The sequence below is a fragment of the Caldimonas manganoxidans ATCC BAA-369 genome (genome assembly GCF_000381125.1).
In the GTDB taxonomy this organism is placed as follows: Bacteria; Pseudomonadota; Gammaproteobacteria; order Burkholderiales; family Burkholderiaceae_C; genus Caldimonas; species Caldimonas manganoxidans.
In genome coordinates this window covers 1-10,455 of the sequence record NZ_KB905982.1, presented here as the reverse complement: position 1 = coordinate 10,455, position 10,455 = coordinate 1, and the positions used below count along the sequence as shown (strand labels likewise).

Annotated in this window: 7 protein-coding genes; 3 read left to right on the top strand and 4 right to left on the bottom strand. The window is 63.5% G+C overall.

Translation table 11 applies throughout. The features are described 5' to 3' along the window. A partial coding sequence (locus F615_RS19770; protein WP_019562264.1) for a transposase occupies positions 1-166 on the top strand: 166 nt, incomplete at its 5' end. Here the strand turns inward: F615_RS19770 and F615_RS18925 are convergent. Then, positions 120-560 (bottom strand): DUF4124 domain-containing protein, encoded by a 441-nt coding sequence (locus F615_RS18925; RefSeq protein WP_019562263.1) that lies wholly within the window; start codon positions 558-560, stop codon positions 120-122. The two genes, F615_RS19770 and F615_RS18925, sit on opposite strands and share 47 nt — an antisense overlap. Positions 561-729: 169 nt before the next feature. Between F615_RS18925 and guaB the strand changes: the two genes are divergently transcribed. After that, positions 730-2,202 (top strand): IMP dehydrogenase, encoded by a 1,473-nt coding sequence (gene guaB, locus F615_RS0116535; RefSeq protein WP_019562262.1) that lies wholly within the window; start codon positions 730-732, stop codon positions 2,200-2,202. Positions 2,203-2,270: 68 nt separating this feature from the next. Further along, positions 2,271-3,872 carry a glutamine-hydrolyzing GMP synthase gene (gene guaA / locus F615_RS0116530; protein ID WP_026330398.1) on the top strand — a complete coding sequence of 534 codons (1,602 nt, stop codon included), beginning with the start codon at positions 2,271-2,273 and terminating at the stop codon, positions 3,870-3,872. 50 nt (positions 3,873-3,922) lie between these two features. On the opposite strand, the gene F615_RS0116525 is transcribed toward guaA, so the two are convergent. The 3 genes from F615_RS0116525 to F615_RS20215 form a co-directional block, all read right to left on the bottom strand. Further along, positions 3,923-5,566 (bottom strand): ShlB/FhaC/HecB family hemolysin secretion/activation protein, encoded by a 1,644-nt coding sequence (locus F615_RS0116525; RefSeq protein WP_019562260.1) that lies wholly within the window; start codon positions 5,564-5,566, stop codon positions 3,923-3,925. Further along, complete coding sequence (locus F615_RS0116520; protein WP_019562259.1) at positions 5,563-10,107, bottom strand: YDG domain-containing protein; 4,545 nt, start codon at positions 10,105-10,107, stop codon at positions 5,563-5,565. The genes F615_RS0116525 and F615_RS0116520 overlap by 4 nt, the downstream gene beginning before the upstream one ends. A 15-nt stretch (positions 10,108-10,122) precedes the next feature. After that, positions 10,123-10,455 (bottom strand): MBG domain-containing protein (locus F615_RS20215; RefSeq protein ID WP_033371753.1); only part of this gene is annotated, 333 nt, incomplete at its 5' end.

The window sequence follows — 10,455 nt, the reverse complement described above, 5'->3', positions numbered from 1 at the left end:
CCGCAGCAACGCCTTCGTCGAGGCGATGAACGGGCTGCTGCAGCAGGCCAAGCGCGCCGCGCGCGGCTTCAGGACGAGCCAGAACTTCATCGCCATCGCCTACCTACGCATGTCCAAGCTCAAGCACCTGCCGGCCAGCCCGTTCGCGCCGGCGATGCCCCAGTGACAGTGTTGCTTTCCACACGAAACGACATGGAGCCGTTCTCGGCGCGCACTTGGGCCATGCGTTCTTTCTCTGCGCGCGCTTTGGCTTCGCGCTCTTGTTCCTCTTGGCGCCGACGGGCTTCGAGATCCTTGTCCACGCCAAGCGCCGAGGCGGCTGCTGCCGGCGCGGGGGGCGCTTCGGCAGGAGGGGGGGCGATGCTGCGCGGCCCGGAGGGGCGCTGCAGGATGTCGCGATCAGGCACCGATGCCGGTGGCGGACGGTCGCTGTACTGCACCTTGCCACTGCTGTCCTTCCACTTCCACTGAGCCCACACCGGCCCAGCCGACGCCAGCATCAACGCCAGCGCCACACCAGCCCACCGCTTGCAAGTCGTGGATTTCGTGGATTTTTCCATGTCGGCAAGTGTATCCCTGGGCCGCGCCAGCGACTTGGCCAACGCGGCCTTTGAACCCGAGTTCGTGGCGTATCGCACACATTACGGCAGCCTGCGCGGCTCACGCCCGGGGCGCCAAGGGACCAAGGGGGGTTCCGTATAATTTCATTTTGCGTCTGGAGTTCTCCTCATGCGCCTCCTCGGTAAAGCGCTCACCTTCGACGACGTGTTGCTGGTGCCGGCGTTCTCCCAAGTCCTGCCACGTGACACCTCGCTGGCCACCCGCCTGACCCGTCACATTTCCCTGAATCTGCCCTTGGTGTCCGCTGCCATGGACACGGTCACCGAATCGCGCTTGGCCATTGCCATTGCCCAGGAAGGTGGCTGCGGCATCATCCACAAGAACCTCTCTGCGCGTGAGCAGGCCGCCGAGGTGGCCAAGGTCAAGCGCTATGAATCGGGCGTGCTGCGCGACCCGATCACCATCTCGCCGGGCACCACGGTGCGCGAGGTCAAGGCCTTGTCCGATCAGCACGGCATCTCTGGCTTTCCAGTGCTCGAGGGCAAGACCGTGGTGGGCATCGTCACCGGGCGTGACCTGCGGTTCGAAACCCGCATGGACGTGCCAGTGCGCGAGATCATGACCCCGCGCGAGCGGCTCGTCACCGTCAAAGAGGGGGCCTCACTCGAAGAAGCCAAGGCCCTGATGCACAAGCACAAGCTCGAACGTGTGCTGGTGGTCAACGATGCGTTCGAGCTGCGCGGTCTGATGACCGTCAAGGACATCACCAAGCAAACCAATTTCCCGAACGCTGCGCGCGACTCCCAAGGGAAGTTGCGCGTGGGGGCAGCCGTGGGTGTGGGAGAGGGCACGGAAGAGCGCGTGGAACTGCTGGTCAAGGCCGGGGTGGATGTCATCGTGGTCGACACCGCGCATGGCCATAGCGCCGGCGTGATCGAGCGCGTGCGCTGGGTCAAGAAAAATTACCCCGATGTGGACGTCATCGGCGGCAACATTGCCACCGGCGCGGCCGCGCTGGCCCTGGTGGAAGCTGGGGCCGATGCCGTCAAAGTCGGCATCGGTCCGGGGTCCATCTGCACCACCCGCATCGTGGCAGGCGTGGGCGTGCCTCAAATCACCGCGATCGACAATGTGGCCACCGCGCTGCAGGGCACGGGCGTGCCCATCATTGCCGATGGTGGCATCCGATACTCGGGCGACATTGCCAAGGCGATCGCCGCCGGCGCCAGCTCGGTCATGATGGGCGGCATGTTTGCCGGCACCGAAGAGGCGCCCGGCGAAGTCATCCTCTACCAAGGCCGCAGCTACAAGAGCTACCGCGGCATGGGCTCCATCGGTGCGATGAAGGCCGGCTCGGCCGACCGCTACTTCCAGGAAAACGACGAAACCACCAACCCCAATGCCGACAAGCTCGTGCCCGAGGGCATCGAAGGGCGAGTGCCTTACAAAGGGTCGGTGGTGGCCATCATCCATCAAATGGCTGGCGGCCTGCGCGCGGCGATGGGCTATTGCGGCTGCGCCACCATCCCCGAAATGCACAGCAAGGCCGAGTTCGTCGAGATCACCGCAGCCGGCATGCGCGAAAGCCATGTCCACGACGTACAGATCACCAAGGAAGCCCCGAACTACCGGGTCGAATGATCGGTGACCCAGGCACAGACAGGCAGCACTCGGTGCTGCCTTTTTCCTTCTCAGAACAGGCGCCAACCGTGCAGCACGACAAGATCCTCATCCTCGATTTCGGCTCCCAAGTCACTCAGCTGATCGCGCGGCGCGTGCGCGAAGCCCACGTCTACTGCGAAATCCATCCCAACGACGTGTCGGATGACTTCATCCGCCAGTTCGCACCCAAAGGCATCATCCTGTCGGGCAGCCACGCCAGCACCTATGAAGACCACGAGCTGCGCGCCCCGCAGGTGGTGTGGGAGCTGGGCGTGCCGGTGCTGGGCATCTGCTACGGCATGCAGACCATGGCGGTGCAACTGGGGGGCAAAGTCGAGTGGAGCGACCATCGCGAATTCGGCTATGCCGAAGTGCGTGCGCGCGGCCATACGCGGCTGCTCAACGGCATCGAGGACTTCCGCACGGCCGATGGCTACGGCATGTTGCAGGTGTGGATGAGCCATGGTGACAAAGTCACCGAGCTGCCGCCGGGCTTCAAAGTCATGGCCTCCACACCCAGTTGCCCCATTGCAGGCATGGCCGACGAGACACGGGGCTACTACGGGGTGCAGTTCCACCCCGAGGTCACGCACACCGTGCAGGGCAAGGCGATACTCACCCGTTTCGTGCGCGACATCTGTGGTGCCCGCGCCGATTGGATCATGGGCGACTACATCGAGGAGGCCGTGGCCCGCATCCGCGAGCAGGTGGGCGACGAAGAGGTCATCCTCGGTCTCTCGGGTGGGGTGGATTCCAGCGTCGCTGCCGCGCTCATCCATCGCGCCATAGGCGAGCAGCTGACCTGCGTGTTCGTCGACCATGGTTTGTTGCGCCTCAATGAGGGCGACATGGTGATGGACATGTTTGCCGGCAAGCTGCATGCCCGAGTGGTGCGCGTCGATGCCAGCGAGCTTTTCCTGAGCAAGCTGGCTGGCGTGAGCGACCCCGAGGCCAAGCGCAAGATCATCGGCGGCCTGTTCGTCGATGTCTTCAAAGCCGAAGCCGAAAAAATCAAGCAGACCCACCAGCGCCACGTGGCGTGGCTGGCGCAAGGCACCATCTATCCCGATGTGATCGAGTCCGGTGGCGCCAAGACCAAGAAAGCCGTCACCATCAAGAGCCACCACAACGTGGGCGGCTTGCCCGAGCAGCTGGGCTTGAAGCTGCTGGAGCCGCTGCGTGAACTCTTCAAAGACGAAGTGCGCGAACTGGGTTTGGCCCTGGGCCTGCCGCCCGAGATGGTGTACCGCCACCCGTTCCCTGGCCCTGGTTTGGGGGTGCGCATCCTGGGCGAGGTGAAGAAAGAATACGCCGACCTGCTGCGCCGGGCCGATGCCATTTTCATCGAGGAATTGCGCAACACCCGCGACGAAGCCACTGGCAAGAGCTGGTACGACCTCACCAGCCAAGCCTTTGCCGTCTTCCTACCGGTCAAGAGCGTGGGCGTCATGGGCGACGGCCGCACCTACGACTATGTGGTCGCGCTGCGCGCCGTGCAGACCAGCGACTTCATGACCGCCGACTGGGCCGAACTGCCCTACAGTCTGCTCAAGCGGGTCTCCAGCCGCATCATCAACGAGGTGCGTGGCATCAACCGTGTGACCTACGACGTGAGCTCCAAGCCGCCGGCGACGATCGAGTGGGAGTAGCGCCCCCTGTCAGGTGACGTTTTGCCTGTGCCGGATTTTCGATCGGCGCTTCAGAGCCGATACCCCGCTGTGAGCCACAGCCGCGGATTGTCATCTTTCGTGTCAGACTGCGGCTTGCCGCCATGGGCACGCCAGGCGGCGGTGGCTTCCAGGCTGAGAGCGCCCGAGGCGTAGCGCACGCCCAGCCCCGCGCCGGCGATCGAGCGGGTGTTGTCGGTCACGGGCGGGGTGATGCCGCCAGGTTTGGCATTGATCTCCACATGACCGGCGTCATAGAAGAGGAAGGGCTCGGTCTGGCCAATCCTGTAGCGCGCTTCGATTTGCGCCAGCCAGCCTTGATCGCCCGCGCCCTCGCCGTTGGGGTAAGCCCGCACGCCTGTGGCGCCGCCGAGAATGAAGCTCTCGGAGGAATCGAGGTTCTTGCTGGCCCATTGGGCTGAGAGCCTTCCAAAGAGGGTGAGGCCATCAAGCGGCGTGGTATTGAGCCGAGCCAGATCCAGGTTCCATTTGCCGAAATGCCCGCGGCTGTGCATGCCGCTAGCGATATCGGCCGCTTCGAGGATGGAGTCGAGCTTCAAGCGTCCGGCGGTGTAGGCCGCCTGTCCATACGTGAGGCCCCAGGCGTCGCGCCGGTCGAATTGCAGGGTGAGAGGCACGAGGTCGCTCGATTTGTCATTGCGCGTAGAGGTCGCATCCTGCCGGTCTTCTAGCCTCTTGTGCTGGTACCCAAGACCCACGGCCAGGTTGGCAGCATGCGAGCGCAGGATCGGATAGGAGAGCATGAGGCTTGCGATATCGGCGGTGCCGTGGGCCTGAAGATTGGCAAAGTCCTTGCTGAGCTCGTAGTAGGTATGGACGTAGCCGATTTGGCCTCTGAGCCCTGAGCTGCCCAGCGGCAGACTGTAGGAAAGACCGCCTTGCCACATGTGCTCATCGGTGTAGAGAAGCTGCCCCAGAAGCTGGTCGCCGAGCCAAAAGGGGCTGTCGGCCTGCACGCGCGCCCGCACACGGGTTTGTCCGGTGTAGCGGTTGCCGTGGTTGTCCGCGCCCACCTCTGCATGGAACATGGGTTCGCGGGTGACATCGACGATGAGATCCCCCGTGCCAATCTCCTGGCCGGGGCGCATGATGGGGGTGATGCGGATGCCCGGCTGGTCGGACAGAATCAGGGTGGCGCGCTCTAGAGGTTCGGTTGCGATCACCGCGCCGGGCGTGAGGCTTGCGAGAAACCGCTGGGCTTCCTCGCTTCTCTCGCCCTGGGCCTGCACCCTGCCGTAGCGCCCTTCGACGATCCGGATTTCGAGCACGCCGCCTTCGAAGCGCTGGGCCGGGATGACGGCTCGGGCGAAGGGGTAGCCTGCGGCCCGGTAGTAGTCGGTGAGTTTGCGGGCGAGCCCCTGCAAGCCGGCCAGATCGTAGGTCTGGCCTTCGAAATCGCCGAGTGCAGAAAGAAGCGCCGCTTCGGAGAACACGGTGTTGCCGGTGAGCTTGACCGCTGCAAGGGTCACCTTCGCGCCGCCGGGCAGCGCTGCACCTTCCGCGGGCGCTTGCAGGTCGACCTTCGGCGCGGGCTTCGGGGCTTCGAGCCCGAGGCGGGTTTCCTGCAACACGCGCCCGGCATCGGGCGGTGTCTGGGCGTGGGCTGCATAGGCGGCGAGCACGGCTGCCGCGATGAGGGTACAGCGCAGGATCATGGGTTTTTCTCCTGTTGTTCTTTTTCGGGAAGAATGCCTTCGGGAAGCTTGATGCCAGGCGGGATGACCCGCACCAGCAAGCCCGTGAGCGGCTGGGCGAACCCGTCCTCGGATGCTGCCGCGAGGAAGGTCTGCAGGTTGGCGCCGCTTTGCGTGGCGGCGAGGGCGTCGCCCGCAGCCCCGTCGAGGGTAGGTGACCGGATGGTCAAGTCCGCGCCGACGTAATCGATGGCGTAGTTGGGGTTGTGGGCATCGTCCACCGTGCCTTGCTGGATGGCATAGCTGCCCACGGCTTCGCCCGGAACGCGACTGAGGCTGCCGGCCAAGGTGTCACCTGCGACCAGACCGCAGGGGGACGAAGCCGTGCCGCAGCCGGTGGTGTAGGTCAGCGCCGGGTCGCTTTGGCCTTGTGTCTTGCTCTTGGCGTCCGCCGTGACCGTGACCGGGCGGGGGATGATGTCGGCTTGAAGGGTTTCGTTGGCCAGGCTGTAGTTGGACGCCAGTCCGCCGTTCGTGCCATCGACCAGGGTGTAGCTGACGGTGACATTTTTGCTGGTGCCAACGTTCTTGTCGGCGAAGACGCCTGTGGCCAATCCGATACTTACCGTCTCGCTGCCGACGAAGCCGGAGAGCGTGCCAGGAGTAACGCTTGCCGTCGTGTTGCCGTCGTAGACCTTGTCGTTGGCGGTGATGCCGGAGACGGTGAGCGCCTTGGGGGTGATGTTGGCGGTGGCAGTGCTCTGCCCGCCGAAGGTGTAGTTGCCCACGTCCGTGCCGCCAAAGGTGAGCGCTACCGTCTTGCCATTGCCCACGTTCTTGTCGGCAAACGAGCCGCTGGCGGTGAGGGTGTCGCCGGAAACGATCCCGGCGAAGTTGGCGGCGCTGTAGTTGAGCGCCGCCGTCGTCGTGCCGTCATAGGTCTTGTCGTTGGCGGTGATGCCGGAGACGGTGAGCGCCTTGGGCGTGATGTCGGCGGTGGCGCTGCCAGTGGGATTCTGCAGAGTGTAGTTGCCGGCATCGACACCGGAAAGAGCGCCGCCAGTGATGCTGACGCTTTTGCCCGTGCCTACGTTCTTGTTAGCGAAACTGCCGCTGGCGCTGATGCTGACGACATCCCCCGAGACGATGTCGCTGCTGGTGGCGGAGACGGAGGCGGCAGTGGTGCCGTCATAGACCTTGCTCGCCGCGCTGTAGGCTGCGGTCAGCGCCTTGGGGGTGATCGTCAGCGTGCCCGTGCCATAGATGATGTCGTAACCCTTCTGGTCGGTGGAGTAATGCCCGGAGGCGGTGAGCGTGTAACTGCCGACATTCTTCGAAATGGCGCCGGTCACGTTGGGTGTCCCGAGGAGGTAGCCAAAATTGGGCGTGGTAGAGTAGCTCACCGTGGTTGGCGTGCCGGGGACCATGCCGTTGTACACGTGGCTGCCGCTTGTCGGGGTGACGGTGATTGGCGTCAAGGCCCAACGCAGCAGCGGGTAGCTGTTGCTGTCGTAGACACGCCAAACCTTGCCCGTGCCGCCGGCATCATCGATGTCCCAGCCAGCGGCGGTGAACGTGGCGAGCTGCTTCAGTTCAGCGGAGGACTTGGCGGTGCCGCCCGCGCTCGTGGATTGGCCGCTGGTGCCGATGTCCCAGAAGCTATTCGTGATGGTGCCTGAGGAGTTATATCCCACCAGGCCGCCAAGATAAGTTGGACCGCTCCCTGTGCCTGTGACGAGCCCTGTGGCATAGCTCTCCCCGATGCCTCCGTATAGGTTGTATCCAATCAAGCCTCCGACACCTGCGTGGCCTTCTATGTGGCCCGTAGCGTAGCTCTGAGTAGTGCTTCCGGAAACTTGGCCGCCGACCAGTCCGCCTACGTTAGAGGAGCCCTTTACGTTTCCCGTAGCGTAACTCTTGGCGATGGTGCTGCTGTTGAGGTTGGCTCCCACCAGCCCACCGACGTAATCGCTATTCACGGCATCAACGTTTCCTGTGGCATAGCTCTCGGTGATGGCGCTGTTGTTCATCCCCACCAGGCCGCCGACGTAGTGGCCTGAGCTCGTCACGCCGCCGGTGGCGTAGCTTTTGGTAATAGAACTACCCGCTGTGTTACGGCCCACCAGTCCGCCAACCTTGTCACCAAAGCTTTGAACGGTGCTGCCTGCATAACTCTGGAGGATGGAGGCATTGTCGTTTAAACCTACTAATCCGCCAACGTCCTTCTGGCCAGTTACTGTGCTGGCGATCGCGTAGCTCTGGCTGATGACTCCGGTGTTCCAGCCCACCAGTCCGCCGAATCCTCGCAGATCGGTTCCGCTCCCGGAAATATTTCCGGTGGCATAGCTTTGGGTGATGGTGCCGCTGTTGAACCCTACCAGCCCACCCACGCCTTCTGCATATGAAAAGGTCCCGGAGTGGGAAGCAGTGACGCTGCCAGTAGCGTAGCTCTGGGTGATGGTGCCGGAGTTGTTCCATCCCACTAAACCACCAATGAAAGCTACGGTCGCGCCAAAGCCAGAAGCAGAGCCATTAACCGATCCGCTCGCATGGCTTCGATCGATGGAGCCGCTATATTCGTTATAGCCCACCAGCCCGCCAACCACTGATTCGCCTTCCACGGAACTTGTGGCATAGCTGTCGGCCATGCGCCATCCGTTCAGCCCCACCAGTCCGCCGACGTAGCTATAACCTTGCACGTTGCCGGTGGCGTAGCTTTGAGTGATGGTGAACCTGTTGTGGCCCACCAGCGCTCCGGTATTCCATTGGCCTTTTACGCTGCCACCCACGATCCCGACGTTCCGCACTTCGCCCTCGGTAACGCCGAACAAGCCAACGTCATCGGTCGTAGGCCGGTCGATGGTGAGATTGTTGATGGTATGCCCCAGCCCGTCGAAGCGTCCGATGAAGTTGCCGATGGGCTGAAAACCTGCACCGCTGTTCCAGCCGCTGGTGGGGCTGGCATTGATGTTCGCCCCCAAAGCGAAGTTGCCGGAGAGGTTGCCTTGCATGCCTTGAAGGTCGGTTCCCGTTGTGGAGCCCTCGCTGCCCAAGGCGGTGATCACCGTCCAGGAGATAGGCGTGCTGTACCAGCCGCGTTTGGTGGTGAAGTTGTTGCCCGCTTGCAGGTTGATTCTGCCGGTAAAGCCCGAGCCGGTGAGGCCGAAGGAGTAGGTAGCCTCGGTACCGCCAATGACACCATGAGCATTCCCCTGCCCGTATTCGAGCACCACCTTGCCGCCCGAGCCGCCGGAGGCATCGATCGTGGCGAGGATCTCGATGTTGCGGTGGGCCGAAAGCTTGAGCGTGTTGCCCGAGCTCCAGGTGATGTCGTCCCGGACGAAGATGTCGCCGTTGCCGGAGGTGCCGCTGCTGCTACAAGGAACGCCTGTGCAGCTTGCTGCGCCGCTTGTGGTCTGGATCGTGACACTGCCGCTGTTTAACGCAGTGGCGACGGCTGCTCCGGTGATATCCCCGCCCGATGCGGCGATGGTGAAGTCATTGGGGTCGATGAGCCAGTGACCGGCCTTGACCTGGGCATGGTCGGCCACCTTGACCTTGGCGGCGCTGGTTTCGATGAAGCCGCCTGGGGCGCCGCTTGCGGCCGCCGCCTCGGTGGGGGTGGCATCGAGCGTGCCGGCAACGCGCACCTCGCCTTTTGCCATGTCGCCCATCAGGTAAATCTCGCCCTTGTCATCGACCGAGAGGCTCTTGGCTTCGGTAATACCCGTGTGGTTGATGACGCTGGTGGTCAGACTCTCCGCGGCCTTGGCGGTGAGATAGACGAGCCCGCCGTCGGCCTTGATGGCGCCGCCTTGTTCGATCAGGGTATTGAGCGCCCCTTCTTCGACCTGAATCTTCGCCGGCCCGCCCAGATCGAGGGTGACGGTCTTGCCCGCGCCCATGAGGACGTTGCCCCGCGGCGCGGTGATAGAACCGGTGTTTTCGATCTTGGCGGCGATGAAGGCGGCCGTGCCCCCCGGCGCGGTCTGGATGGCGCCTTGGTTGATGACGCTCGCGGTGGAGTCGCCCGAGAAGCGATAGCGACCGGCGAGGAAGTCTTCGTTGGAGAGGTTCAGGGTGGAGGCGACGATGCCGCCGACATTGACCTGCGCGGTGGGGGTAAAGAGCACACCATTGGGGTTGATCAGAAACACCTGTCCGTTGGCGTTCAAGGCGCCTTGGATCACCGAGACGTCGGAGCCGAGCACACGGTTCAAGGCCACGGCGGAAGACGAGGGCTGTACGAAATTGACCGTATGACCCTGGCCGATGGAGAAGCTTTGCCAGTTGGCGGCCATCTTGGCCGTGTCTTGCGTCACGGTCATCACCGTGCCGCTTTGCGTGATGCTGCCCGAGCCGGCAACGATCTGGCCGGCGGTGGGCAAGTTGGCGGCGAAAGTCGGCACGGGTAAAGCGCCCATGAGCCCCGCCGCAACGAGAGCACCGACGATGCCTGAGGAGGCGCGCTTGCCGCGGGTGCACACAAATTCTGCGACGGCGACGAACGCGCCGAGACTGTCATTCCAGATGAGGCGGTAGGCACGATTCAATCCACGCATGGGTGGTTCTCCCTTTTATTCGTCGTTCCCGATGCCTTCGGGCAGGCGGATGCCGGTGCCAACAACTTTCAGCGGCAGCGTGTGCATGGGAGAGGGGGAGGTGCGGTCGTTGTCGTATGTGCCGGGACGCGGCACTTGCTGCACACTGGCCAATGCACCGCCCAAAGGTTCGCTGCTGGCATTACCGTTCGAGCCGCCAGAGAAACCACCGCCAGCTGCGGTCAGGATGGTCAGATCCGCGCCGACGTAAGCAATGGCGTAGTTGGGGTTGTGGGCATCGTCCACCGTGCCTTGCTGGATGGCATAGCTGCCCACGGCTTCGCCCGGAACGCGACTGAGGCTGCCGGC

What these genes read in the sequence shown, in the direction of transcription:
- F615_RS18925 (WP_019562263.1), bottom strand. Translation starts at nt 560, where the DNA reads ATGGAAAAATCCACGAAATCCACGACTTGCAAGCGGTGGGCTGGTGTG.
- guaB (WP_019562262.1), top strand. Translation starts at nt 730, where the DNA reads ATGCGCCTCCTCGGTAAAGCGCTCACCTTCGACGACGTGTTGCTGGTG.
- F615_RS0116525 (WP_019562260.1), bottom strand. Translation starts at nt 5,566, where the DNA reads ATGATCCTGCGCTGTACCCTCATCGCGGCAGCCGTGCTCGCCGCCTAT.
- F615_RS0116520 (WP_019562259.1), bottom strand. Translation starts at nt 10,107, where the DNA reads ATGCGTGGATTGAATCGTGCCTACCGCCTCATCTGGAATGACAGTCTC.